Source organism: Hoylesella nanceiensis DSM 19126 = JCM 15639 (genome assembly GCF_000379965.1).
GTDB classification, from domain to species: Bacteria; Bacteroidota; Bacteroidia; order Bacteroidales; family Bacteroidaceae; genus Prevotella; species Prevotella nanceiensis.
The window spans coordinates 59,760-86,190 of the sequence record NZ_KB904334.1 but is presented as its reverse complement, the minus strand read 5'-3'; the positions used below and the strand labels follow the sequence as shown (position 1 = coordinate 86,190).

20 protein-coding genes are annotated in these 26,431 nt (G+C 39.0%); 14 read left to right on the top strand and 6 right to left on the bottom strand.

The features are described 5' to 3' along the window. Positions 1–134: 134 nt before the first annotated feature. The 4 genes from ruvA (at position 135) to A3GM_RS0110065 (ending at position 10,304) form a co-directional block, all read left to right on the top strand. Positions 135–749: a Holliday junction branch migration protein RuvA gene (gene ruvA, locus A3GM_RS0110080; protein ID WP_018363248.1), complete on the top strand. Its 615-nt coding sequence runs from the start codon at positions 135–137 to the stop codon at positions 747–749. After that, positions 746–8,314, top strand: coding sequence for a T9SS outer membrane translocon Sov/SprA (gene sov / locus A3GM_RS0110075; RefSeq protein WP_018363247.1), 7,569 nt, complete (start codon positions 746–748; stop codon positions 8,312–8,314). The genes ruvA and sov overlap by 4 nt, the downstream gene beginning before the upstream one ends. Positions 8,315–8,484: 170 nt before the next feature. Further along, positions 8,485–9,300, top strand: coding sequence for an AAA family ATPase (locus A3GM_RS0110070; RefSeq protein ID WP_422723608.1), 816 nt, complete (start codon positions 8,485–8,487; stop codon positions 9,298–9,300). A gap of 11 nt (positions 9,301–9,311) precedes the next feature. Continuing rightward, positions 9,312–10,304 carry a DUF4435 domain-containing protein gene (locus A3GM_RS0110065; protein ID WP_018363245.1) on the top strand — a complete coding sequence of 331 codons (993 nt, stop codon included), beginning with the start codon at positions 9,312–9,314 and terminating at the stop codon, positions 10,302–10,304. A gap of 89 nt (positions 10,305–10,393) precedes the next feature. On the opposite strand, the gene A3GM_RS0110060 is transcribed toward A3GM_RS0110065, so the two are convergent. The 5 genes from A3GM_RS0110060 to A3GM_RS0110040 all read right to left on the bottom strand — a co-directional run bounded on the left by A3GM_RS0110060 (position 10,394) and on the right by A3GM_RS0110040 (position 13,491). Beyond that, entirely contained in the window at positions 10,394–10,870 is a 477-nt protein-coding gene (locus tag A3GM_RS0110060) for an outer membrane beta-barrel protein (protein WP_018363244.1), read from the bottom strand. A gap of 506 nt (positions 10,871–11,376) precedes the next feature. Next, positions 11,377–11,814, bottom strand: a complete 438-nt coding sequence (locus tag A3GM_RS0110055; protein WP_238299357.1) for an outer membrane protein — start codon at positions 11,812–11,814, stop codon at positions 11,377–11,379. Positions 11,815–11,909: 95 nt separating this feature from the next. Continuing rightward, complete coding sequence (locus tag A3GM_RS0110050; protein ID WP_018363242.1) at positions 11,910–12,311, bottom strand: BamJ family beta-barrel-assembly machinery protein; 402 nt, start codon at positions 12,309–12,311, stop codon at positions 11,910–11,912. A gap of 142 nt (positions 12,312–12,453) precedes the next feature. Then, positions 12,454–12,876, bottom strand: coding sequence for a DUF805 domain-containing protein (locus tag A3GM_RS0110045; protein WP_018363241.1), 423 nt, complete (start codon positions 12,874–12,876; stop codon positions 12,454–12,456). Positions 12,877–13,068: 192 nt separating this feature from the next. Beyond that, positions 13,069–13,491: a DUF805 domain-containing protein gene (locus A3GM_RS0110040; RefSeq protein ID WP_018363240.1), complete on the bottom strand. Its 423-nt coding sequence runs from the start codon at positions 13,489–13,491 to the stop codon at positions 13,069–13,071. A 642-nt stretch (positions 13,492–14,133) separates the two neighbouring features. Here A3GM_RS0110040 and A3GM_RS0110035 point away from each other — a divergent pair. The 5 genes from A3GM_RS0110035 to A3GM_RS0110015 all read left to right on the top strand — a co-directional run bounded on the left by A3GM_RS0110035 (position 14,134) and on the right by A3GM_RS0110015 (position 20,125). Next, positions 14,134–14,451 carry a DUF6722 family protein gene (locus tag A3GM_RS0110035; protein ID WP_018363238.1) on the top strand — a complete coding sequence of 106 codons (318 nt, stop codon included), beginning with the start codon at positions 14,134–14,136 and terminating at the stop codon, positions 14,449–14,451. 92 nt (positions 14,452–14,543) lie between these two features. Further along, positions 14,544–14,849 (top strand): ATP-dependent Clp protease adaptor ClpS, encoded by a 306-nt coding sequence (locus tag A3GM_RS0110030; RefSeq protein WP_018363237.1) that lies wholly within the window; start codon positions 14,544–14,546, stop codon positions 14,847–14,849. A gap of 127 nt (positions 14,850–14,976) precedes the next feature. Further along, the gene (locus A3GM_RS0110025) at positions 14,977–17,337 is read left to right on the top strand and encodes an AAA family ATPase (protein WP_018363236.1); all 2,361 of its coding nucleotides are present in this window, start codon (positions 14,977–14,979) and stop codon (positions 17,335–17,337) included. A 16-nt stretch (positions 17,338–17,353) separates the two neighbouring features. Beyond that, the gene (gene aat, locus A3GM_RS0110020; protein ID WP_018363235.1) at positions 17,354–18,031 is read left to right on the top strand and encodes a leucyl/phenylalanyl-tRNA--protein transferase; all 678 of its coding nucleotides are present in this window, start codon (positions 17,354–17,356) and stop codon (positions 18,029–18,031) included. A gap of 15 nt (positions 18,032–18,046) precedes the next feature. Next, the gene (locus tag A3GM_RS0110015; protein ID WP_018363234.1) at positions 18,047–20,125 is read left to right on the top strand and encodes a glycoside hydrolase family 20 protein; all 2,079 of its coding nucleotides are present in this window, start codon (positions 18,047–18,049) and stop codon (positions 20,123–20,125) included. Positions 20,126–20,639: 514 nt separating this feature from the next. On the opposite strand, the gene A3GM_RS0110005 is transcribed toward A3GM_RS0110015, so the two are convergent. After that, a complete protein-coding gene (locus A3GM_RS0110005) occupies positions 20,640–21,602 on the bottom strand; it encodes a type I phosphomannose isomerase catalytic subunit (protein WP_018363232.1) in 963 nt (320 codons plus the stop codon). A 327-nt stretch (positions 21,603–21,929) separates the two neighbouring features. Between A3GM_RS0110005 and A3GM_RS0110000 the strand changes: the two genes are divergently transcribed. From A3GM_RS0110000 to der, 5 genes are all read left to right on the top strand, one after another. Continuing rightward, a complete protein-coding gene (locus A3GM_RS0110000; RefSeq protein ID WP_018363231.1) occupies positions 21,930–22,454 on the top strand; it encodes a YceD family protein in 525 nt (174 codons plus the stop codon). An 18-nt stretch (positions 22,455–22,472) separates the two neighbouring features. Further along, positions 22,473–22,658, top strand: coding sequence for a 50S ribosomal protein L32 (gene rpmF / locus A3GM_RS0109995; protein ID WP_009228925.1), 186 nt, complete (start codon positions 22,473–22,475; stop codon positions 22,656–22,658). Beyond that, positions 22,658–23,671 (top strand): beta-ketoacyl-ACP synthase III, encoded by a 1,014-nt coding sequence (locus A3GM_RS0109990; RefSeq protein WP_018363230.1) that lies wholly within the window; start codon positions 22,658–22,660, stop codon positions 23,669–23,671. Before rpmF ends, A3GM_RS0109990 begins: the two co-directional genes overlap by 1 nt. A 106-nt stretch (positions 23,672–23,777) precedes the next feature. Then, on the top strand, positions 23,778–24,659 hold the full coding sequence (gene era / locus A3GM_RS0109985) for a GTPase Era (protein WP_009228927.1): 882 nt from the start codon (positions 23,778–23,780) through the stop codon (positions 24,657–24,659). A gap of 27 nt (positions 24,660–24,686) precedes the next feature. After that, positions 24,687–26,000, top strand: a complete 1,314-nt coding sequence (der, locus tag A3GM_RS0109980; protein WP_018363229.1) for a ribosome biogenesis GTPase Der — start codon at positions 24,687–24,689, stop codon at positions 25,998–26,000. Positions 26,001–26,431: the final 431 nt, after the last annotated feature.

Sequence of the window (26,431 nt, the reverse complement as noted above, 5' to 3'; positions counted from 1 at the left end):
ATAATTACAAATTTCTTATCGGGAAAGAAAATTGTAAAAAGAAGGCATAAAACTTCGTTTTACACCATATTTATATGCAATAAAGCCCGAAAAAGCCCGTTATAGATAGTGTATATACATTTTTTCTGAGTTTTATGATTGAATATATCAAAGGAGATTTAGCAGAAATCACACCCGCTTTAGCCGTTATTGAGACCGCAGGTGTGGGCTATGCTTTAAATATTTCGTTAACAACATATAGCGCAATACAAGGTAAAGAGGAGGTGAAACTTTATGTTCACGAAGCTTTAGTTACAGGGGGTAGAGACGATTCTTACACCCTTTATGGCTTTGCTACAAAGCAAGAACGAGAGCTTTATCGTCTTCTTATCACTGTTTCTGGCGTTGGTGCCAACACTGCTCGCATGATTTTGTCGTCTATCTCACCTGCCGAATTGTGTAACGTGATAGCCAGTGGCGACGAAAGAATGTTGAAAAGCGTGAAGGGAATTGGCTTAAAAACAGCCCAACGCATTATTGTTGACCTGAAAGATAAAATACTATCGAGTGGTATTGCCACCGAGTTTAAGGTCGGAAACGACTCGAATACGACCATAGATTCAGCCGTGAAAGACGAAGCTGTGGGTGCTTTAACGATGTTAGGATTCTCTCCTGCGCCCTCAGCTAAAGTGGTTTCAGAGATATTAAAGAACGAACCTACATTGCCAGTAGAGCAAGTTGTTAAGCTAGCTCTTAAACAAATTAAATGAGAAAACTAAGGTATTCTTCGATAACAGTTGTGGCTATGCTCGTTTTGAGTATAGCTGCTTATGCTGTATCTATGCCTTTAGCTCAACGACCTCGCACACAAAAACCACAGAAAAAGACTGAAACAAGCACACCAAAGCAGTCGAAACCCAATGCAATAAAGGCGCAACCCATTATTGCAAACGATGATACCATACCCGATTCTCTACTTCATTCTCGTTGGAAAATACAGAAAACAACTCCATTAAGCGAACAAGACTTATCTAAAAACGCTATGGACTTGAACGCACCTGCCAACGTTAAACCCACTATTACATACAACGACACGATCGATCGCTATGTCATTGGTTCTAAGATGGGTGGATCTTATATCACAGCTCCTATCATGATGAGCGGTGACGAATATATGAAATGGAGCGAAAAGAAGGTAATGGCGGACTTTTTCCGTAAGAAAAACGACGAAATTTACCAACAAAAGGGTAAGGAAAAGTTCGATTTCACCAACATGCACTTTGATCTTGGACCCGCAGAGAAGATCTTTGGTCCTGGAGGAGTGGTGATAAAGACTCAAGGTTCGACTGAAGTGAAGTTTGGAGCAACCTTTAAAAACATCGAAAACCCATCTCTTCCCATTCGTAATAGAAAAACAACTAAGTTCGATTTTGAAGAGAAAATCAATCTAAATGTCAATGGTAAGGTGGGCGATAAAGTCAATCTTAACCTCAATTACAATACCGATGCGACCTTTGATTTCGACGCTCAAAACCTCAAACTCAAGTATGATGGTAAGGAAGATGAAATCATTAAGTTGGTAGAAGCAGGTAATGTGTCGTTCCCAGCCAATTCTTCTTTGATTAAAGGAGCCAGCTCATTGTTTGGTATTCGTACCGACATGCAATTCGGAAAGCTTAAACTTCAGATGGTTGCGTCGCAAAAGAAGTCGACAACTAAAAGCGTTTCATCGAGAGGAGGAGTGCAATTAACTCCCTTTGAGATAGATGCTGCCAACTATGAAGAGAACAAACACTTCTTCCTTTCAAAGTATTTCCACGACAAGTACGATGAGGGTATGCGCTCGTTGCCTAACCTTTTAACTGGAATAAAAATCAATAGAGTAGAGGTTTGGGTAACAAACAGACAAGGAAACACCAACAACACCCGTGATATTATTGCCCTTACCGACCTTGGAGAGAACCAAAGTGTGAGCAATAGTATATGGACCACCACTGCAATGGCGGTGCCTTCGAACAACGCTAACACCGAATATGGAGCCATGGTGTCTACTTATTCAGCGGCAAGAGACATCAATCAAACCACAACTGTGTTGGAAGGTATTCCTAATTTCATTGCAGGTAACGACTATGAAAAGCTCGAAAGCGCACGATTATTGAACTCGAGCGAGTATGAAGTTAATACTGCTCTGGGCTATATCTCATTGAAAACCAATCTAACTACCGACCAAGTGTTGGCAGTTGCATACGAGTACACCTACGGAGGCGTTACTTATCAGGTGGGAGAGTTTGCAAGTGACGTTACAACTGATACGAGTAAGGCTTTGTTTGTGAAGTCTTTGAAGAACACAGACAATAACCCTTCGCAAGGAAACTGGCGTTTGATGATGAAAAACGTCTATGCTATTGCATCGAGCATCGAGCGTGATAAGTTTAAATTAGACGTGAAATATCAAAGCGACACCACTGGTGTTTATCTTACATATATCCCTGAACAGCAGGTGAAAAGCACTCCTCTTATTCGCCTCTTAGGTGCAGATCGCTTGGATAATAACAATCGTCCGCACCCCAATGGCTACTTCGATTTTGTAGAAGGATTCACAGTTAGCAACGGAAGAGTGTTCTTCCCCGTTGCCGAACCCTTTGGAGATTATTTGTATAAGTATCTTGTTGCAAAGGGAGTTAGTACGGCAAAGGCTCAGAAATACGCCTTTACTGAGTTGTATGATTCTACAAAAACGGTGGCAAAACAAATAGCCGAGAAAGATAAGTTTATGCTTATGGGACAATATCGAGGCACCAATGCTAACGTAATTAGCTTGGGAGCATTCAACGTTCCACAAGGTTCTGTGGTGGTAACTGCAGGCGGTATTACCCTAAGAGAAGGCACTGATTATAGCGTTGACTATAATTCTGGAGAGGTAACGATATTGAATCAGAGTATATTAGATGCGGGAACAGCGGTGAATGTGTCGTTAGAAAGCAACACAGACTTTGCTCAACAGCGCAAAACTATGTTTGGTTTGAATTGGGAATACAACTTCTCTAAAGACTTTCAACTAAGCGGAACGCTGCAACATCTATCGGAACAAGCACTCACAACCAAAGTGAATATGGGCTCAGAGCCTTTAAATAACACTTTATGGGGCGTGAATATCACTTGGAAAAAGGAAAGTCAATGGCTTACAAATATGCTCGATAAGTTACCATTTGTGCGTCTTACACAACCTTCTTATATCTCTTTTAAAGGCGAATTTGCCCAGTTAATAGCAGGACAAAGCCACAATACGCAAGACAATGCTTCGTATCTTGATGACTTTGAAAATACTAAAAGCACTATAGATATTAGCTCTCCATCGTCTTGGGTCATATCTTCTGTTCCCTCAACTCTACCCGAACAGGCAGATAGAACAACTCTTGCAAGTGGTTATAACCGCTCTTTAATGGCATGGTATAACATCGATCCGCTCTTTACTCGTCGTAGTAGTTCGCTAACTCCTGCACATATTAAAGGCGACTTGAATCAACTTTCAAACCACTATGTGCGTGAGGTATATGCAAGAGAGTTGTTCCCTAATCGCAATCAGAATAGTTATAGCGGCTCTTTGTCTACCTTACCGATTCTAAACATTGCTTATTATCCCAACGAACGTGGTCCTTATAACTTTACTACCGACCTTAATAGCGACGGAACTCTAAAGCAACCCGAACGCCGTTGGGCTGGTATGATGCGTCGATTGGATACCAGTGACTTTGAAACTGCAAACATTGAGTATGTTGAATTTTGGATGCTTGACCCCTTCTTGTATAGCAATAAGCAAGCAAACGCATCAGACTATGGTGGCGACTTCTATATCAACCTCGGTGAAATAAGCGAAGATATCTTACGAGATGGTAAGAAATTCTATGAAAGTGGTATGCCTGTTGATGGCTCAAATAGCTTTACTACGACTCAATGGGGAAAGATTCCGAACCAAGCAACTACAACTTATGCATTCGCAACAAGCAGTGGTTCGAGAGCACTTCAAGACGTTGGATACAATGGTTTGACTGATAAAGAGGAGCAATCATTCTCTTCTTACCAATCATTCCTTAACGGGGTGCGTTCTATTGTCACACCAGAGGTGTACGATTCGATACAAAATGACCCCGCAAACGATAACTATCACTATTTTAGAGGATCGGACTTTGACCGTATTCAGGCTCCTATTTTGTATCGATATAAGCGCATTAACAACCCACAAGGAAACTCTCCAGACTCTGATTCACGCAATGAAAGCTATGATACTTCATACAAAACGACTCCAGATGTTGAGGATATCAATCAAGACTACACCTTGAATGAGTATGAAAAGTATTACCAATACCGCATATCTTTGCGTCCTTCGGATATGATTGTGGGTCGAAACTTCATCGTAGACAAGCGAGAAGCATCACCAAAGCTCCAAAATGGACAAGAAGAGCATGTTACTTGGTATCAATTCCGTATTCCAGTGCGTGAGTTTGAACGTCGAGTTGGCGCAATAAACGATTTCACAAGTATTCGATTTATGCGTATGTTCCTCACCAATTTCAAGAAACCTATCGTTATTCGCATGGGAAATCTCAACCTTGTGCGTGGAGATTGGCGTGTATATGAGCAGAACTTGGATAATGTTGCGGGCTCTGGTAGAATGAATGTAAGTGCTGTTAGCATCGAAGAAAACAACGATAAAGAGCCTGTAAACTATATTCTTCCACCTGGAATACGTCGTGGAAACGACCCAACTCAGCCACAATTGGTAGAGAATAACGAGCAAGCTTTGGATATTGTGGTGAACAACTTGAGTCCAAATGAATCGAAAGCGGTTTATAAGAACGTGTTTGTAGACATTCGACAATATAAGCGTTTGCAGCTATTTGCACATGCTAATGCATTCGAAAACAATGTAACTTCGCTCGAAGACAATCAACTTGCATTGTTTGTACGCTTAGGAAGCGATTATAAAAGTAACTACTATGAATACGAAATACCTTTGAAACTCACTCCAAAGGGCAAATATAGCAGTAATTCAACCAACGATTCACGTATCGTTTGGCCTGAAGAAAACATGTTAGATATATCGTTATCTGCTTTAACGAACTTGAAAAAAGAGCGCAATATCGCCAAATCAGAGGGCAGAGCGTCGTATAATCAAGCCTATTCAACATACGATAGCGATAGACCTAATAACAAACTCACTATTATGGGCAATCCTTCTTTAGGCGAAGTGAAGACCCTTATTATCGGAGTTCGCAACAAAGCGGGGGCCGTTAAGAGTGGAGAAGTGTGGGTAAATGAGCTCCGTTTGCGTGATTATAACAACAATGGAGGTTGGGCTGCGCAAGGAAATTTGAACCTACAGCTATCTGATTTGGGAACAGTGAATATGCAAGGTCGTTACGTTTCTGAAGGATTTGGTGGCTTAGAAGAGGGAGTTAACCAGCGAGCAAAGGACAATTACAAGAACTATAGCATTACAACTAGCGTTGAGTTAGGTAAGTTCTTCCCTGAAAAAGCAAAGGTATCGGCTCCTCTTTATTACTCAGTTACCCATGAAGAGACCCGTCCTAAGTACAATCCGCTCGACACTGATCTTCTATTAAATGAGAGTTTAGAAGCTACTAAGAATAAAGTAGAGCGTGATTCGATTGAAAGTATAGCTGTAACGAAGACAGTTAACACCAATTTCTCATTGTCTAATGTGCGTGTGGGCATTCAAAATAAGAGACATCCAATGCCTTATGACCCTGCAAACTTCACCTTTTCGTATAGTCATTCACATCGATATACAACAGGACACACCACTGTTTACGAGAAAGAAGATAACTGGCGAGGCGCAATGAACTATAATTGGACTCCCGTTTATACGCCTTTTGAACCATTCAAGAATATGAAGAATCGTTCAAAATGGCTCGACTTGCTCCGCAGATTTGGCCTTAATTGGTTACCACAAAGCGTTTCTTTCGGCTCAGAGATGGTTAGAAACTACTATGAACTGCAGGAAAGAGACATGGAAACCTTATCAACTACAGGCCTTCCGCTCACTTTTAACCGCCAATTCCTATGGAATAGAGACTTTGCAGTGCGCTGGGATCTTACCCAAAACATTCATATGAACTTCCAAAGTGCCACTAACTCGGAGATAGAAGAGCCCTACACGCCTGTGAATAAGGACCTTTATCCCGATCGTTATCATGCTTGGAAGGACTCAGTGTGGACAAGTATCAAGAAATTTGGAAAGCCTTTGAGTTACAATCAGTCGTTTACTCTGTCTTATCAGCTTCCTCTTCAGCTCATACCTGCATTTAATTGGGTGAATAGTGATATCACTTACAACGCCACTTACAATTGGACTAGGGGCAGTGAGACCACAAATGGGGCTTTTCTTGGTAACACAATTGTCAACACAAGGGTGCTAAATATCAATGGAACCTTTAACATGGAGCGTCTATATAACAACATTCCGTTCTTGAAAAAGGCAAATGATAGATTCAATAAGATGGCGAATCGCCCTGTAGAACGAAAGAAGAAGGTCGACGATAAGAAGCTGGTTAAAGATAAAAAAGATGCGAAGATTGAGGAACAAAAACGCAATCTTCCTAAAAATCAACATAGTTTTGAGCAAGAAATAACATTGCTTCCCGACACAACCATACAGGTGATGCACAGCAAAAACACCAAACGTTTAATGGTAGTAGCACGCACAGAGAATGGAAAGCTATTTAAGTTGAAATATAGAAAGATTGGCTCTAATGGCTTAAAGATCACCAATAAGGTAGATAGTGCACAGAAGTTAAAGATCACCATCACCCCTAAAGAGCCTTTAGACAATAAGGGTTGGTATAAAACAACACAAAGTTTGGCTCGTTTGTTGATGATGGTTCGCAACGTTGGAATAAGCTATCGCAGTCAATATGGAATGGCATTGCCAGGCTTCCGACCTACTATTGGAGCCGCATTTGGTCAAACTCGCAATATAGGAGTGATGTCTCCAGGTCTTGATTTCGCCTTTGGAACCATCGACGACTCGTATATTGATAAGGCATTGCGCAACAATTGGTTGGTAGTGAACGACTCTATAGCAACGCCTGCCACCACTAATAGCACCGAAGATCTACAAATTAGAGCCACATTAGAGCCTATAAAGAATTTAAAGATAGATTTGCATGCAACTCGATTGACCAACAAAACGAAGAGCATTCAATATATGTATGCAGGCAGACCCACAACCGAAAGCGGCTCATTCACCATGACAACGCTCGCTATTAAGTCGGCATTCGATGGCAGTGGAAATGCTTCAAATGGCTATTATAGTGCTTCTTTCGATCGATTCTGCAACTCGTTAGATGCCTTCCGTGATAGAGTAGAGGCGCAATATGTAGGTAGTATCTATCCAACAGGAACAATATATGCAGGTCAAGCCTTTAATCCTACCAATGGAAGTGTAAACAAATACAGCGCAGATGTGCTTATTCCAGCCTTTCTTTCAAGCTATACAAGTAGCGGAAGAGGCTCTTTAAAGATCTTCCCAACGCTTTCTCAGTTGCTACCCAACTGGACATTGCGTTACAGTGGCTTATCTCAATTGCCTTGGTTTAGAGATGTTTTCAAGAGTGTTAACATCAATCACAGCTATAAGAGCTTGTTTGCTATAGGCTCATACAGCTCGTTTAGCACTTATCAAGAGTACATGAATGGACTTGGTTTCATTACAGATGCCACCACAAATGCGCCTGTTCCAAGTAGTAGATATAATGTATCGATGGTGAGTATCAATGAGTCGTTCTCGCCATTGTTAGGAGTTGATGTTACATTTAACAACAACTTAACCACCCGTTTAGAGTATCGTACCACCCGAGTGCTTAGCTTAAGCACCACAAGTGTGCAGATTAACGAGGCAACAAGCAACGACTGGGTATTGGGAATGGGTTATCGTATCAATGATTTTAAGCCCTTTGGCTGGGGCGCACCCACACGAAAAAGAACCAAATCGAAGAGCAAAAACACTGCTAATGCAAATAGTTCGGGTTCTAAAACCACATCGGGCGTAAACAATAACCTCAATCTTCGATTAGATGTTAGTTATCGAAAGCAAGCCGCAATCAGTAGAGATATCATGTCAAAGACAAGTAATGCGAGCATGGGTAACACCGCTTTCAAACTCAGTTTCATGGCAGATTACACCTTCTCACGCCTCATTACGATGAGTTTCTACTACGATCGACAAACCAATGTTCCACTCTTGTCGAACAATAGCTATCCAACTACAACGCAAGACTTTGGTTTGAGCATGAAGTTCTCGCTCACTCGCTAATCGCTTGTGCTGTAATTGGCAGACGATGAGGCTTTTTTAGAAAGCAGAAATCCCCCCAATAAAATGTAATTCGATAGAAAAAGAATGCCACAAAAAGGCATTCTTTATTTATTTCTTGTTATATTTGTAACACGACAGCTATATAGTTTTAACCTTCTAAACATAAAACAATTATGACACCAGTAAACTATATCACTCAAATAGAAATCGATTCGTTGTGGGACAACAATAAACATATTGTGTGGAACCTTAATGAACATGTGAATATATTAAGTGGAATAAATGGTGTTGGCAAAACAACCATTCTTAATAAGCTTATTAAGTGCATTTCAAACTTCAATAAAACAGGTTCTCTACAGCATCAAGGTGTAAGTCTAAAGGTAGTTCCAAACGATGCAAATAACATTCGTTTTGGAGTGATAAGGTCGTTCGATAAACCCCTTCCGCATGCAGATGAGCTATTGCGTAACACAGGATTGTGGGTGAGTGAGCTTGATAAACAGCTCTATGAGCTACAAAGACAATACCTCAACTATCAGGTAAACATAGGCAATAAGATGATAGAAGTGTTGCAAAGTGGCTCTGCAACAGCCGCAGAAGAGGCGCAACAGCTGGCACAACCCAAAACACTTTTCCAAAACATCATCGACAACTTGTTTGCAGACACAGGTAAAACCATCATCAGAACGGCAAATGAAGTACTCTTTAAGATGGGCAATCGTCAGTTAGATGTGCATTGTTTATCGAGTGGAGAAAAGCAGATTTTGATTATTCTACTTACCGTTTTGGTAGAGAATAATGAGCCTTTTGTGCTTTTAATGGACGAACCTGAGGCCAGCTTACATGTAGATTGGCAACAACAACTCATTCAACTTATTTTGCAACTCAATCCCAATGTGCAGATTATCCTCACCACTCACTCACCAGCAGTTATCATGAATGGTTGGATTGATTGTGTAACTGAGGTGAACGACATCGTGAAATAACTCTTCGAAGCATGGCAAGAACCCTTTTAAATAATGTCAATAGCAACTATTTCAATGCGCTAAATGCTTTGAAAGGCAAAACGCATAGGCAACGAATTGTGGCTTATGTAGAGAGTTATGATGATGTTTCGTTTTGGAGAAACATTCTTGATGCTTATGAAAACGATAAGCGTTATTTTGAAGTGATGTTGCCTTCGCATCAGAATTTAACCAAAGGTAAGAAGCGAGTGTTGGCTAATTTGTTGCAAGAGAATATGGGTGAGCACATGATTGCCTGTGTAGATGCCGACTACGACTATCTTCTTCAAGGTGCAACTCCAACGTCTAAAACAGTGGTAAACAATGCTTTTGTGTTGCACACCTATGCTTATGCCATCGAAAACCTACAATGTTATGCCCCATCGTTGCATCGTTTGTGCGTAATGGCTACCCTAAACGACCGAAATTCGTTTCAATTTGAGCAATTTTTAGAAAGCTATTCAAAAATTATTTATCCTCTGTTTGTTTGGAATATATGGCATTATAGAAAGCTAAAGTATAAAGACTTTTCGATGAGCGACCTGCTTTCTATCATTGATTTGGGTTCCATCGACTTGCGAAACGTGTCGAAGAGCCTCGAACAATTAGAGCTTAGAGTGAATAAAAAGGTAGAACGTTTGCAACGACATCTGCCCTATGCGCTAAAAGAATATGAGGAGTTGAAACAAGAATTGCGACAAATTGGAGTGCAAAGCCATAACACCTATTTATATATACAAGGTCATTTCCTTTTAGATAATATCGTGTTGCCATTGTTAAAGCAGGTGTGTGCCAAACTAAGAACAGAGCGAGAACGAGAGATTATGCGTCGAGCTGTGCACGATGTGCAATACAATAATGAGCTGTCGGGCTACAAACACAGTGTAGAAGACGTACAATTGCTTTTAAAAAGGCATACGGGCTTTATGCAAAGCGATATTTATCAAAAGATAAACGATGATGTTAGGCGAATATTAAAGATATAAATCAAGGTGTAATATAAAAAGAAAAATCCTTAGAACTCATGTTGTTCTAAGGATTTTTTATATCTACTTATTGTATGTAGTCTACTTAATTATAGGTTATAAACAACACCTACGTTAAGAACTAGTTCGTTGAAACCGCTTATAAGTTGGAATCTTGGTTCAACATTAAGCTTAACTTTGTCGTTTAATTGATAGTCAAGACCACCACCAAGGTTAAGACCTAGCTTGCCAGCACCTTGGCTCTTAATACCAACATACTCTAAATCATAGCTGTATGAAGAGTGAAGGTAGCTTAAACCTGCAAATGGATAAATAGTGAAACCTTTCTTTAATGGGAATAGATATTGTGCATTTGCGTTGATATCCCATGCAGAAACGTTGTTACTTTTGAAGTAATAGTTGAAAGAAGCAGCTCCTCTAATTTCTTTAGTGAAGTTGTAACGGCCTTGAACACCAACACCAAAGTTACCAGAATCTGTTCTAAATAAACCGTGAACTCCAAGTTCTTGTGCGCTTGCAAAAGTGCTAACTAATGCGAAAAACGCCATGAAAATAATTTTCTTCATTGTTTTTTTTTTTAGGGTTAAAAGAATTTATATATAAAATATAGTTTCTTAAAGTTGATTTTTTTGTATTATCCTATTGCTAATATTGAATAAAAAATATGTCATTGCATAGTTCGTCTTCTTCAATATTTCGCCTAAATTCGTCACAAAGATACATCTTTATGTTTTACATGCAATGTTTTACCACTATATTTTGTATAAATAAATACTTTTTATAAAGAATATTCACATTGTTAATATATGTATAAAGCTTTAGGTTTATTATGTTGATGCATCGTATTTGCAATTTATATCTTATTATATATAAGCGAAAAAGGGAGCAAAGTGAGGTGTTCTTTCAGGTGAAGTCTTTGCCCTTTTAAAATCAATAGCAACAAGGGGATATAAAAAAGCATTGCTTTTGGGGTGCAATAGCAATGCTTTTAGCAGGTAAACTCAGTGCTTTTATAAATCAATAGCACTGCTTTTAGATTTGAATGATATTGTCTTTATATTTTGATTTGATGTTAAATCTTAAACAATACACCAAAACTTAGAACCACTTGGTTATAATGTCCGAGTAATTGGAACTTGGGTTCAAAATTCAATTTCACTTTATTGTTGAGCGAATAATCAACTCCTCCGCCTAAGTTAAGGCCCAATTTGCTGTATCCACGTGCATGATAAAAGGTTAAACCAGCAAGAGGATAGAGGGTAAACTTACTGCGTTGTGGAAACAAGTAGTGCACATCTGCATTGATGTTCCATGCCCAATGGTCGTCGTTAGCAAAGAGATAGTCGAACGAAGCCGCTCCTCTTACTCGTTTATCGAGCATTGTTCTGCCTTTAATACCTAATCCAAACTGATCTAAGTCGGTGCCATACACAGCCTGAACGCCCAACTCTTGTCCAAAAGCAAGACTACTTGTGATGGCGAAAAGCGCCATTAAAAGAAATTTTCTCATAATTGTTATATTTAAATCTTTAAGTTATATCTCCTTTGTTTTCACCTCAATAGGAGGTGTTTTATAGGGTGTTGAGTGAAAGAAACAATGTCTTTCTACATAATTCCCAATAGTTCAATGTCGAAAATAAGGGTAGAATGGGCAGGAATACCAGGCTGAGAGAAACGTCCATAACCACAGTTGGCAGGCAAATAGATCTCCCATCGGTCGCCAACCGACATGTGTCCAAGAGCAATTATCCAGCCTTCGATCAAGTCACTAAGGCGCATTGCCAATGGAGCACCGCCTCTACTGCTGTCGAATTTCTTTCCATTAATGGTGTAACCCGAATAATGTGCGGTGATAATGTTGCGTGGAGTGGGGTGCTTATCGCTTTTTTCTGCGCTCTTAATAACCTTATAATAAATGCCTTTTGCAAGTGGTTTAACACCCTCTTCCTTGCTTTTTTCTTCTAACCAAGCAAGGTTTTTAGCTGCATATTCTTTTTTATTTGCCATTGTTATAATTGTTTTCGCTGCTCAAATCAAGCTTATTTCGTTTTCATTAATAACGCACATTCTTGTGGTTTTATTGCAGTTCGATAGCTGTATAATGCAAAAACACCTCTTGTTCATCGTTAAATAAAAGGTAGTTACTCTGTTATTGTTCTGCTTCTCTGTGCCAATTATCAAGTAGGTTGGCTCTTTCTTCTCTGTAAAAACTGTCTTCTTTGGTTGGTTGAACTAAGTAATAGAGCAGAATAAATGGCCCTATTAAAGGGATAAAGCCAATGAAAAAGTTAGCACCCGACTTGCCCATGTCGTGCAATCGACGTATGGTTACACTGATAGAAGCAGGCAATACGCTGATAGAAAACAAGACTAATAGACTTAAAAGCAATATTCCTTCCTTTTCAAGAAGGGCATCTAAGTTGGCAATAATAGTTAATAGGAAAAGAAGCAATAATGAATTGGTCATTAAATAGACAAATGCGGCGAAGTAGAAGTATTCACTTCTCGATGCTGTTCCTGTTGTAATGAACGACTTTTTGAAACAAGTTTGAATAGATTCGAAGAATGTCATTATCTTATTTTTTGATATGTTTATAGCGAAAAACAAAGATACAGAACCTCTACCTCATAGCAAGTGATTTGCTCAATCATTGTCTTTTGTTTTGAAAGTCTATTTGTTGGAATTTGTTCTTTATTGCAGTTCGATAGTGATATAAAGCAAAACCACCTTTTATTTTGTGGTAAATAAAAGGTGGTTGTTATATTATAGTTCAGCTTCCTTGTTCCATTCGTCAAGTAAGTTCACTTTGTCTTCTCTGTAAGGGCTGTCTTCTTTTGTTGGTTGAACTAAGAAATAAAGTAGAATTGCGCTACCAACATAAGGGATAAAGCTCACGAAATAGTAAGTACCTGGCTTGCCAATGTCGTGTAATCGGCGTACTGTTGCACATATAGAAGCTGGTAATATGCAAATATAGAATACGATTAATACTCCAAGAACTAGTAAACCTGCTGTTCCACTGCTATGATCTCCTGTGTTTCCTGCAGTTACAAAGAAAAGAATAAACAATGGAATTGCAATTAAAGCAATAAATAAATTGAAAAACCAGTATTCACTTCTTGATGCAGTTCCTTTTACTGTGCGCCACTTTTTAAAACAAGTTTGAATTGATTCTGTAAATGTCATAATAGTAATTTTTTATTAATTAATAATTGTGTTTAAAGTTCTAAAGGTTCAATCTCATTACAAATCGTTCACAAAGGCAGGTTAAAGCTTCTGCACATCGTTGTAAAAAAGATTATTTGTCGCACAAAGGTAACAAAAAAAGTAAAACAATTCAATCGATAACCTTATTTTTTTTATATTCTTTTTTCAATTCTCCTTTAAAATAAATATAATGCTTTTTCAAACAGTTCAATTGCAGTTGAAAAGGGATAGTATTATAACAGAAAATCAAGTCCTTTTCTTTTCGCTTTAAAAGCATTGATATTACTGAGCAAAAGCAATGCAATTGACATCTAAAAACAATGCTTTTGGCAGGTAAAGTCATAACTTTCGCTTTGCAGTTGGCTATCTTTCTAAAAATAAACAAGTTAGCAATGCCAAACAATCGCAGAAAAAGTGTTTTATTGTAAACGAACTACTATTATATAAAATAAATAATGTATATTTGCAAAACAATACGACTATTATCCTTTATTCGATGTGTCGGCAAAGAGAAAATGATGAAAAACAACTCATAAGATAATAGTCGAGAAATGAAATAGATAAGCCAATATGTTCTTTTAGGATATTGGCAAGATAGTAAAAACAGATAAACATAGAACAATGAAAAAAGAATTTGGAAAATGGTTGATAGATGTTGCAAAGTTAGTTGCAGCAGGTTCATTAATAATAGCATGTGCAGGATTTAGCAATACATCAGTAGTTTGCTTGGTGGTTTTATGCTTACTAAGCATCGTTATGTTTGTTATTGGCTGCTCTTTGCAAAAAGATAATCGCCCAAAACGATTCGACAATCAGCAAAAGAGAAATAACAACAGAGAGAAAAAGAACAAGCCTGAGGGTAACAAACCCAACCAACAACGCAACAAAAAACGTGCTACCTACACCGAGCATGTGCCCAACGAAATAACAGTAGATTAGTATTCAATACAAAGGTCACCGCTGTTGGTGATCGAAAGGTGAAGCCTTCTATGCTTTGGGCATGTTGATCGAATAAAGAGAAAAACGCTATTATGGCAAAAGTAAACGAAAAGGTAAAAGATAAAGTCAACCAAAAGATATCCGAACCACGTAAATATAAAATCCTGATGTATAACGACGAGGTTACAACAATGGATTTTGTGGTTCATTTATTGATGCATGTTTTTAATAAAAGCAAAGCCGTTGCCTATGAGCTGATGATGACTATTCACCAAAAAGGCAGTGCCCTTGTGGGCGTTTATAGCTATGATGTGGCTCAAACAAAAATGCAACAGGCAAAAGAAATGATTGCGTATTCGGGCTTCCCGTTGGTCATTAAATGCCTAATAGACAAGTAAACAAAGGCAAAAGCCTGCAAAACAAAGTGGCAAAGAACAGCTGTTGAAACATAAAACACTGTGAATTGCCTTTTGTTTGATGTGATGTTAAAAAGAATGTGGGTGTTAAAAACAAGCTAATAAGAGTATGGCAACTGAACAAGAGAATGTTTTATTTACAGGAAATGTAGACCTCGGGGTATCGAAACTCGCTGCTATTGGAGCCGAAAAGGCGGTGGCCTTGAAACACGAATATGTGCTTCCAGAGCATTTAGTGGTGGAGTTTGTAGAGCATTTGCTGTTGATTTATCCCGAACTAAGAGAATATGTCGACCTAAAAAGCCTAAAAACACAAACCAAAGAATATTTAAATTCGCTCGAAAAAATAAAGAAAATCGACCTCGAACACCTTGCTATTTCAATGCAAACAAAGACGTGGTTGATTGGAACGGCAGAAGAATTGGTGGAAAATGGCAATGTAATAGATTTTTATCTTGTTCTCTTTCGCAACTTCATGTCGCTGAAAGACTCTTATGCTTTGTACTTTTTCGACCAATCGTTAAATATCTCTCTTCAAGATTTTTATAGTAAACTGAAACACCAACACTTTCTTCAATTTGAAGAAAACGACGATGATAGCGACCCAATAGATTGGGACGAGAATGACGCTTACGCCTCAGGTAGCTTCGAAGAGGATATGGATAACCCCTTTGCAGAGCGTGAACAAGAGGCCAACGACAAATGGGAAAACTATGTAGTGTGCCTCAATGATATGGTAAAGAAACGCAATCCTTTAGTTGGAAGAACTGAAGAATTAGAGCGAACAATAGAGGTGTTGTGTCGTAAAGACAAGAACAATGCACTGCATATAGGTGAACCTGGTGTTGGAAAAACAGCCCTTATCATGGGGTTGGTGCGTAGAATTGAAGAGAAGAAGGTGCCTCTTCGCCTTTTAAACAGCAAGGTATATCAAATTGATATGGCAGATATGATTGCTGGAACTCATTATAGAGGCGAGTTTGAAGAGCGTTTTAAAAAGGTGCTTTCGGGTATTGCTAAAAACGAAAATAGTATTCTTTATATAGACGAAATACATACAATTGTGGGCACAGGAGCGATAGATGACAGCTCGTTAGATGCCTCAAACATACTTAAACCCTATCTTGCTGAAGGCTCAATACGCATTGTTGGTGCCACAACTTACGAAGAGTTTAACCGCTATTTGGCAAAGAACAAGAGTTTGGTGCGTCGCTTTCAACAGATAGATATCAAAGAACCCACTGTTGAAGAGGCTGTGGATATTCTCGAAGGAATCAAGAAAGGCTATGCCAACTACCACAATGTGTCGTATAGTAAAGACATCATTAGATATATAGTAGAGAATTCTCACAAACACATCTCTAACAGATTCTTACCCGATAAAGCCATCGATTTGCTTGATGAGGCGGGTGCAAAATTGGCAAAAGGAATGTCAAAAGACGATAAGGCCCTTGCCGTTACTAAGCCATTGATAGACGAAATTATGGCAAAGGTGTGTAAGATAGACGCCAAAGCATTGAAAGACAACAATAACGATAGTCTTATTGACCTGAAAGAACGCATACTAAGTATGGTTTATGGGCAAGATGAGGCTGTTGAAAAGGTGGTAGAAGCAGTGCATACTGCCAAGGCAGGCTTGATAGATGACGACAAACCATTGGCAAGTTTGCTGTTTGTTGGACCTACAGGAGTGGGAAAAACAGAGGTGGCAAGGGTGCTTGCGCATGAGATGGGCGTTGAGTTGGTGCGCTTTGATATGAGCGAATATGCCGAAAAACATTCCGTTGCGAAACTCATTGGTGCCCCTTCTGGATATGTAGGGTATGAAGATGGCGGTCTATTAACAGACGCTATTCGCAAGACTCCCAATTGTGTTTTGTTGTTAGACGAGGTAGAAAAGGCGCATAGCGACATCTATAACATTCTCTTGCAGGTGATGGATTATGCACGATTAACCGACAATAAAGGCAATAAAGCCGACTTCCGTAACGTTGTTTTGATATTAACCAGTAATATTGGAGCGCAATATGCCCACCAAGCCAACGTGGGATTTGCGGGCAATGTTACTTCGGGTCAAGCCATGTTAACACAGGTGAAGAAAGCGTTTAAGCCCGAGTTTATCAATCGGTTGTCGTCTATTGTGGTGTTTAATGATATGGATAAGCCTATGGCAGAACGCATCTTACATAAGAAAGTGGCAGCTTTGGCTTTGAAACTAAAGGCAAAGAAAATAGATCTTCAACTCGATTCAGAGGCTCAAGAATGGCTTTTGAAGAAGGGAATGACCAAGAAATATGGCGCAAGAGAGTTCGATAGAGTGATTACTCGTGCACTAAAGCCTTTATTAACCCGTGAGATATTGTTTGGAAAGCTACAAAAAGGCGGTTTGGCAACAGTGACATTAGAAAACAACGAGTTGGCTATTGTTGTAAAAAAGTCTTCTACAAAAGGCGTAAAAACCTCTAAATAAACAGCTTTGAGTTGCGATGATATTCCGTTTAAACGAAGAGATAGAATTTCCAAATCCACGCTATGGTGAGCCAGATGGATTGTTTGCGGTGGGCGGTGACCTATCTATCGATCGACTAATATTGGCTTATAGCTATGGAATTTTTCCGTGGTATGGGTTTAGAGAGCGTCCTGAAATAATGTGGTATTGCCCCTTAAAGCGCTTTGTTATATTTCCTGATGAGATACATATTTCTCATTCTATGCGCAAAGTGATTAGAGACAACCGCTATAAAATAACCTTAAACACAGCTTTCGAAGATGTTATTCGACATTGTAGTGAATTGAGAATTCACGAAAAGGGAGCATGGTTGGGTCCTGATATTATTAAAGCTTATACTGAACTGCACAAAGAAGGTTTTGCAATGAGCGTTGAAGTGTGGGACGGAGAGAAGTTGGTAGGGGGCTTATATGGCGTGGTTCTCGATGGAGATGTATTTGGAGAGAGTATGTTTTCGCTCGTTCCCAATGCCAGTAAGTTGGCTCTTATTGCGCTTGCGAAGTTTGTTAAGCAGATGGGAGGAAGCATAATAGATTGCCAATTCGAAACTCCTCACCTCAAATCGATGGGCGGACGCTATATAGATTATGACGAATATACAGAATTGTTGGGTGTTTCTGTTCCGCATATCGATGACAACGAATCCTTAGAATAAATAAAAATAGATGATATGAAAGTAAACTTTAGATCTTTATTACACCTCTTTTTAGGGGCATTTTTAATGTTCGCACAGCCTATTAAGGCACATAACGTGTTGCCACAACCACAATCGTTGCAAACCAATAACGAGCAGTTTGTGTTGAATGGCAACACTGTTGTTGCTACAAACCTTAAAGGTGAGGCACGAACACGCATTGCTGACGCTGTGAAAGAATTGTTTCCACAAGTGAAAAAACAAGGAAGTGCAGGTAAGAAACGCAATGTTATTAACATCAAGGTTACAGGCACAGAGCGTGATGTGGAGCAAATTGCTTCTAACAAAACATTCCAATCATATCAATTAAATGTAAATAAAGACGGAGTTTTTATCGTTTCGCCTACTGAAGCAGGTGCTTTTTATGCGCTTCAAACACTTGTTGGACTTCAAAAAGCTCCTAACACGCTACAAGGTTGCAAGGTGGTTGACGAGCCAAGATTTAACTGGCGTGGTTATATGATCGACTGCTCACGTCACTATTGGACTCCTGCTTTTATCAAAAAGCAAATCGATATGATGGCACATTTCAAGCTCAACCGTCTTCATTTGCACATGGTTGATGGTGCAGGTTGGCGTATTCAGGTGGATAGCTACCCACTATTGACTCAAAAAACAGCTTATCGCACATCGTCAGACTGGAACAAATGGTGGATAGGTGGTGAGAGAACTTTCTGCGAAAGTAATGCTCCTGGTGCTTATGGAGGCTTTTACACTAAGCAAGAGCTAAGAGATATTGTGGCTTATGCAGCGAAAAAGCACATCGTTGTGTTGCCCGAAATAGAGATGCCAGGCCATAGTGAAGAGGTGACTTATGCTTATCCTGAATTAGGTTGCACAGGTAAACCTTATACTTGTGCTGATCTTTGTGTTGGAAACGAGGCTACCTTTACTTTCTTAACAAAGGTGTTAGACGAGATTTTAGAGATATTCCCATCTCACTACATTCATATTGGTGGCGACGAAGCGGTGCAAGAGCAGTGGAAAACATGTCCTAAATGTCAAAAGAGAATGAAGGACGAAGGGTTGAAGACTACCCATGAGTTGCAAAGCTATATGATATCACGCATGGGGAAATATCTTAATAGCAAGGGAAGAGCCTTTATCGGCTGGGACGAAATTATGGAAGGCGGTCTTGCCGCCAATGCTTCTGTGATGTCGTGGCGTGGCTATGAGGCAGGATTAAGAGCTGCAAAATCGGGTCATCATGTGGTGATGACTCCTGTAAACTATTGCTATTTGGATTATTATCAAGACAATCCTACCACTGAACCTCAAGCAATGGGAGGCTATGTGCCATTAAATAAGGTGTATGAATACGACCCAGTGCCCGATAGTATCAAAGGAACTAAGACCGAAGAGTTTATCGATGGTATTCAAGGTAACTTGTGGACAGAGTTCGTGAGCGAGCCTTCTCACTTAGAATATATGACTTATCCTCGTCTACTTGCTATCGCTGAAACGGGTTGGACACGCAATAAACCATCGTTTGACAACTTTAAAAACAGAGTGATTTCTTCTACTCATTATATGAAGAGCAAGAACTTTAATCCTTATAACGTAGAGCAAGCAGACAAACCACGTATCGAGTCGGTTGAACCTATTCAACATGAGGCTATTGGAAAGAAGGTGATTTATGTAACAAAGCCCGCAAGTAAGTATAATGGAGTGGGAGAATCGACCTTAGTTGATGGCAAACGAGGTACTTGGAGCTATACCGACGGCTGCTGGCAAGGCTTTAGTAGCGAAGGAAGAATGGAGGTGATTATCGACATGGGTAAAGAAACTGTGATTAGAAACATCAGTGCAGAGTTTATGCAATTCTTGGAACCATGGGTGCACATGCCTTCAAATATCACCATTTATACTTCGAACGACAATGTGAACTATCAGCTATTGAGTGATGAGGCCATTGCTCCAAGTAATGAAAAGTATTTCATTAAGAATTATGAATGGACTGGAAATGCTAAGGCAAGATATATTAAATATGTAGCAAAAGTGGCAAAACAAGACTGCTGGGTGTTTACAGATGAAATTGTAATCAATAAAAAGTAGGTCTTTAAAGGCATACTATTATAAGAAAAAGAAAGACTCTTCGTTTGCATTGTGGCAAATGGAGAGTCTTTCTTTTATGTACTTTGGGTATATGAAAATGGCGTTTTAAAATCTAAAATACCATCTTTGAAATTCCGTTTACGAATAAAGTGAGAGCTTAGAAAATTTTGCTTTCGTCTGTAATCTCTTTACTCTCATCTATACGAAGTGTTGGAGGCTTTTGGGTTTGGGTTTGTTTCTGTTGGGGGATTGCGTAAGTAAATCCACCTCGTTGAGTAGTTGGTACACTTCGCAAAGTGGTTGAATGTAGGTTGAGTTTTTTCTTTTCATATTTAATTTAGTGAGAAAATGTATGTAAAGTAGTTTGTAAGCGTTCAAAAATAATTGTCCTAAAAATAATTACACCTAATTATATTATGGGGTTATCCTTATTTGTTTTAAAAGTAAGATACAAAGCACACTCTTAAAAAAGATTTAAAAGTGGCTTTGTATTATTAGGTTCGTATGGTTTGATTTATACGTATGTTTCGAGGAACTTAATATTTCCTGTTACCTTAACTTCGCTTGTTGTTGCAGGGATAAGAATAGTTTCGCCCTCGCAAAGAGTAGTGGTGTTACCCTCGTTGTCGGTTATTTCGCCGCTACCTTTCAAACCAATGAGGATAACGAAGCTGTCGAGTTCAGAATAATCTAAAGTCATTGGCTCGTTAAGATCATATACGGCAGTTGTGAAATAAGGACATTCTACAAGTGCAACGCCTTCGTTTTTCACTGGAGTATACTCGGTTCTGTAGTTTGGTTCTACATTGTAATCGATACATTCTGCAGCTTCTTCGGTGTGTAACTCACGATAGTTGCCATCTTTATCCTTACGCTTGAAGTCGTAGATGCGGTAGGTTACGTCTGAAGTTTGTTGAATTTCTGCCAAGAAACAGCCTGTTCCAATGCTGTGAATACGGCCTGCTGGCAAGAAGAAACAATCGCCTTCTTTCACCTTGTATTCTGCAATAGCTTCAGTGATGGTGTCGTTTTCCACCATTTGTTTGTATTGTTCAGGAGTGATTTTTTCTTTCATTCCTGCACGAAGCTTAGCATTTTCGTCGCTATCCATGATGTACCACATTTCAGTCTTACCACGAAGTTTGCCACGCTTTTGTGCTAATTCGTCTGTTGGGTGCACTTGAATAGAAAGTTCTTGACGTGCATCGATGAACTTAATGAGTAGTGGGAAGTCGTTACCAAAACGCTTATAGTTAGCTTCTCCTACAAGTTTTCCCTTTAATTCGTCTACGAGTTCATTTAGCTTTTTGCCTTTGAATTCTCCCTCAGAAACAATGGTTTCGTTTCCTTTTACACCCGAAATTTCCCAGCTTTCGCCCACTTGTGTGAGGTCGCTGTTGAGGTGTTTAAATGGAATAATCTTTTCTCCACCCCATAAGGTTTGAACAAGTAGGGGATTAAATTTTATTGGTTGCATAAAATGTATATGTTTAAATTTGTTTTATTGTTATTTTATAGAGTTATATTTCGTTATCTTTAAATACTGAAATCAAAAGTACTACATTTTTATGAGACTGACAAAGAAAATATAATTAATTAGATGTTGGGCAGTGCTTTAGCTTGTTTTAGGTCTTTGAATGTAACATATTTATAAATAGAAAGGCGCCGGAATTCCGTAAAAACATGAAAAATGCACCTAAAGTAGTAAATAATTGTAACTTTAACATTCAGTAAAGGACTAACGATGATATTTTTTTTGCTAAATGATTTTCATATCAGAAAATATTTGTACCTTTGCAGCCAAATGATTAGTTTAAAAGAGTTTAATATCGACCTCAAAGCTCTTAGTGACGGAAACACCGTTCGTAGCTACACAATCAACGATGGTTTCTTTGAAACTCTCGATACTCTTGATGTGAAAGGAGGCAACCTAGATGCCGAAGTTACAATACATCGTACATCTAGTTACTTTGAACTCAGCTTCAAAATCAAAGGAGAAGTGGTGGTGTCTTGCGATAAATGCTTAGACGATATGTCACAACCTATCGATACAGAAGCAAAGCTATTAGTCCGCTTTGGACATGAATACTCCGAAGAAGATGAACTCGTTATCGTTGCAGAAGATGATCCTTTTCTCGATCTTTCGTGGTTCATTTATGAGTTTATACAGCTAAACATTCCAATCAAGCATGTGCACGCACCTGGTAAATGTAATCCTGCTATGATCAAGATGTTGCAAGAACACTCCACCACCCGAAGTAGTGGACGGGATGAAGAAGCTGCTATTGACCCACGTTGGAGTAAATTGAACGAATTAAAAAACAAATAAATTAAACATTAAAACAAAATGGCACATCCTAAAAGAAGACAGTCTAAGACTCGTACACGTAAAAGAAGAACTCATGATGGTGCAGTAGCACCAACACTTGCAGTATGCTCAACTTGTGGTTCTTACTATGTTTACCACACAGTTTGTCCATCATGTGGAACCTATAGAGGTAAGATTGCTATCGTTAAGGAAACCGCTGAATAATGGGAAAAATTAATGCTGTCATCACAGGTGTTGGCGGTTACGTTCCTGACTATATCCTTACTAACGAGGAGTTGTCAAGAATGGTCGACACAAGTGATGAGTGGATTATGGCTCGTGTGGGCATAAAAGAACGCCGAATTCTAAAAGAAGAAGGCTTGGGAACAAGTTATTTGGCTCGTAAAGCAGCTAAACAAATTCTTCAAAAGACAGGAACTGATCCTCAAGAAATTGACGCTCTTATCGTTGCAACAACAACTCCTGACTATAAGTTTCCATCAACTGCATCTATTGTATTAGGAAAGCTCGGCTTAACTAATGCGTTTGCATACGACCTTGAAGCTGCTTGTTGTGGCTTTATGTATGCTCTTAGCCAAGCATGTACTATGGTTGAAAGTGGTAGATGCAAAAAAGTTATCGTGATTGGCGCAGATAAAATGTCTTCAATCGTAGACTATACAGATCGTCAAACATGCGTTCTTTTTGGTGATGGAGCTGCTGGTGTGCTTGTAGAAGCATCTGAAGAAGACTATGGTATGCAAGACTTCTACTTTAGAACAGATGGTAAAGGTCTTCCTTTCCTTCATCTAAAGGCAGGCGGAAGTGTATGCCCCACATCTAGATTCACTGTTGATCACCGTCTACATTATTTGTTCCAAGACGGTAGACCCGTGTTCCGTTGCGCTGTAACAGACATGAGTAACGATGTGATGGAAGTGCTTAAACGCAATAATCTCACTACTGATGATATCAATTGGGTTGTTCCTCACGAGGCAAACCTACGTATTATTGAAGCAGTAGCTAAGCGTGCAGAGCTTTCTCTCGACAAAGTTGCAGTAAACATAGAACACTATGGTAACACAAGTGCAGCAACCATTCCATTAGCTTTATGGGATTTTGAAAGCAAACTAAAGAAAGGTGACAACATTATCTTCACCGCATTCGGTGCAGGATTCGTTCATGGAGCATCTTACTTTAAGTGGGCTTACGATGGAAATGCTGTGGCTTCAAAGTGATATTAATAATCATAAATAGAATAAGAAACGCATCCTTTATAATAAAGTGTATGCGTTTTTTTGTTCATACGAATTTCTTTATTCTTGAAATATAAATCAAAGTAGAATGCATAAAGCAGGTTTTGTTAATATTGTTGGCAATCCCAATGTTGGTAAGAGTACCTTAATGAACCTCTTAGTAGGCGAGAAGATCTCTATAGCAACATTCAAAGCTCAGACAACTCGTCACAGAATTATGGGTATTGTCAATACAGAAGATATGCAAATCGTATTTTCTGACACCCCAGGAGTACTCAAACCAAACTATCGTTTGCAAGAAAGTATGTTGGCATTTTCAGAGTCTGCGCTCACAGATGCTGACATATTATTATATGTAACCGATGTGATTGAGAACCCAGAGAAGAACATCGAGTTCTTAGAAAAGGTACAACATCTTGATATTCCCATCATTCTACTTATTAATAAGATAGACATGTCCGACCAAAAGACCTTGGGTTCGTTGGTTGAAAAATGGCATTCTCTACTTCCAAAGGCAGAGATTTTGCCCCTTTCAGCACTCAATAAGTTTGGTGTAGACATTCTATTAAACAGAATAAAGGATTTACTTCCCGACTCACCTCCATTCTTTGATAAAGACCAATTAACAGATAAACCAGCCCGTTTCTTTGTTAGTGAAATCATAAGAGAAAAGATTTTGCTTTTTTATGACAAAGAAATTCCCTATTCAGTAGAGGTTCGTGTGGAAGAATTTAAAGAAGATTCTAAGCTCATTCGCATTAGAGTTATAATCTATGTAGAACGAAATAGCCAGAAAGGGATTATCATTGGGCACCAAGGTGTTGCGCTAAAGAAAGTTAGTAGCGAAGCAAGAAAGTCATTAGAGCGTTTCTTTGGAAAGAAGATATACTTAGAGATATTCGTTAAAGTGGATAAAGACTGGCGCAGTTCTCAAAAAGAGTTAGATAGTTTTGGCTATAACCCGGAGTAAGAAAGCTCCACAATAAAACATTATAATATGGCAAATTTAGTAGCAATTGTTGGACGTCCAAATGTAGGAAAGTCTACATTGTTCAACCGATTAACCAAAACTCGCAGTGCTATTGTTAGCGATACAGCGGGAACAACACGTGATAGACAGTATGGAAAGGTGGATTGGAATGGTAAAGAGTTCTCCATTGTAGATACTGGTGGATGGGTTGTTAACTCTGAAGATATATTCGAAGACGCTATAAGAAGACAAGTTCTTATTGCTACAGAGGAAGCAAATCTTGTGTTATTTGTTGTTGATGTGCAAACAGGACTTACCGATTGGGACGAAGATGTTGCGCAAATTCTTCGCAAGTCGAAAGTACCCATCATCTTAGTTGTTAATAAAGTGGACAAGAACGAGCAACAATACGATGCTGCAGAATTCTATTCACTTGGTTTAGGCGAGCCTTTCTGCATCAGTTCATCAACTGGTAGCGGTACAGGTGACTTGCTCGACGAGGTGATTAACAACCTTAAAGCAGAAGTAGATGAAAGTCTTGAAGATGGAATTCCACGCTTTGCAGTGGTAGGAAGACCTAATGCTGGTAAGAGTAGTATCATCAATGCCTTCATGGGAGAAGACAGAAACATCGTTACTGAGATTGCTGGTACAACCCGAGACAGTATCTATACACGCTTTGATAAGTTCGGTTTCGACTTCTATCTCGTTGATACTGCAGGAATTAGACGTAAGAATAAGGTTACAGAAGACCTCGAATTCTACTCTGTTATGCGTAGTATCAGAGCCATAGAAAACTCAGATGTTTGTATTTTGATGCTCGATGCAACAAGAGGTATTGAGACTCAAGACATGAATATCTTCCAGTTAATTCAGCGAAACAATAAGTCTTTGGTGGTAGTGGTTAACAAATGGGACCTTGTTCCCGATAAAGACCAAAAGGTGATCACTACATTCGAGACCGCAATTCGCAAGAGAATGGCTCCATTCACCGACTTCCCCATTATCTTTGCGTCTGCACTCACCAAGCAACGTATCTTCAAAGTGCTCGAAACAGCTAAGCAAGTTTATCTCAACAGAAAAGCTCATGTGGGCACATCGAAGTTGAATGAGGTAATGCTTCCATTGATAGAGGCATTCCCACCACCATCGGTTAAGGGAAAATACATCAAGATTAAGTATTGCACTCAATTGCCAAACACTCAAATTCCATCGTTTGTTTTCTATGCAAACTTGCCTCAATACATCAAAGAGCCATACAAACGATTCTTGGAAAACAAGATAAGAGACAATTGGACAATGACGGGTTCGCCCATCAACATATTCATTCGTCAAAAGTAATCGCCGTTCTTTTCGGCATCATTTCACGCCAAACACGCTCCATAACCGCAGCCTTTTGGTTGCAGTGTAGAGCGGAAAGCGTATAAAAACGAATGATGAACAATTTGATTTGAAAAGAGATTGATTCTCAGTTCTTATGTGAATCAACTTTGAAAAGATATGAAATGGACTTCAATAAAATGAAGTCCATTTTTTTATTCCCATATATTTAAACTTGATTTGCCGTCTTCTTGTAATTGATTGACAAGTAAAGGATTATAAAGAGAGTGGGAGAGGAGAATGAAAAGCATAATTTTTGCACCTTAAGATAATTTTATATAGCCTAATTTGTCAAAAATAAAGAGAGTCTTTTATTAGTACCCAGGTAGATTGCGCCATATTCTTTTAGCAAAATACATTTATTTTTCTGTAAAGCGAATTCTTTGAAAAGG

Coding starts and splice junctions, on each gene's coding strand:
- A3GM_RS0110000 (WP_018363231.1), top strand. CDS start 21,930: ATGATTAGTTTAAAAGAGTTTAATATCGACCTCAAAGCTCTTAGTGAC.
- A3GM_RS0110045 (WP_018363241.1), bottom strand. CDS start 12,876: ATGACATTCTTCGAATCTATTCAAACTTGTTTCAAAAAGTCGTTCATT.
- A3GM_RS0110055 (WP_238299357.1), bottom strand. CDS start 11,814: ATGAGAAAATTTCTTTTAATGGCGCTTTTCGCCATCACAAGTAGTCTT.
- A3GM_RS0110015 (WP_018363234.1), top strand. CDS start 18,047: ATGAAAGTAAACTTTAGATCTTTATTACACCTCTTTTTAGGGGCATTT.
- sov (WP_018363247.1), top strand. CDS start 746: ATGAGAAAACTAAGGTATTCTTCGATAACAGTTGTGGCTATGCTCGTT.
- A3GM_RS0110040 (WP_018363240.1), bottom strand. CDS start 13,491: ATGACATTTACAGAATCAATTCAAACTTGTTTTAAAAAGTGGCGCACA.
- A3GM_RS0110035 (WP_018363238.1), top strand. CDS start 14,134: ATGAAAAAAGAATTTGGAAAATGGTTGATAGATGTTGCAAAGTTAGTT.
- A3GM_RS0110005 (WP_018363232.1), bottom strand. CDS start 21,602: ATGCAACCAATAAAATTTAATCCCCTACTTGTTCAAACCTTATGGGGT.
- aat (WP_018363235.1), top strand. CDS start 17,354: ATGATATTCCGTTTAAACGAAGAGATAGAATTTCCAAATCCACGCTAT.
- A3GM_RS0109990 (WP_018363230.1), top strand. CDS start 22,658: ATGGGAAAAATTAATGCTGTCATCACAGGTGTTGGCGGTTACGTTCCT.
- A3GM_RS0110030 (WP_018363237.1), top strand. CDS start 14,544: ATGGCAAAAGTAAACGAAAAGGTAAAAGATAAAGTCAACCAAAAGATA.
- A3GM_RS0110065 (WP_018363245.1), top strand. CDS start 9,312: ATGGCAAGAACCCTTTTAAATAATGTCAATAGCAACTATTTCAATGCG.
- der (WP_018363229.1), top strand. CDS start 24,687: ATGGCAAATTTAGTAGCAATTGTTGGACGTCCAAATGTAGGAAAGTCT.
- A3GM_RS0110050 (WP_018363242.1), bottom strand. CDS start 12,311: ATGGCAAATAAAAAAGAATATGCAGCTAAAAACCTTGCTTGGTTAGAA.
- era (WP_009228927.1), top strand. CDS start 23,778: ATGCATAAAGCAGGTTTTGTTAATATTGTTGGCAATCCCAATGTTGGT.
- ruvA (WP_018363248.1), top strand. CDS start 135: ATGATTGAATATATCAAAGGAGATTTAGCAGAAATCACACCCGCTTTA.
- A3GM_RS0110025 (WP_018363236.1), top strand. CDS start 14,977: ATGGCAACTGAACAAGAGAATGTTTTATTTACAGGAAATGTAGACCTC.
- rpmF (WP_009228925.1), top strand. CDS start 22,473: ATGGCACATCCTAAAAGAAGACAGTCTAAGACTCGTACACGTAAAAGA.
- A3GM_RS0110060 (WP_018363244.1), bottom strand. CDS start 10,870: ATGAAGAAAATTATTTTCATGGCGTTTTTCGCATTAGTTAGCACTTTT.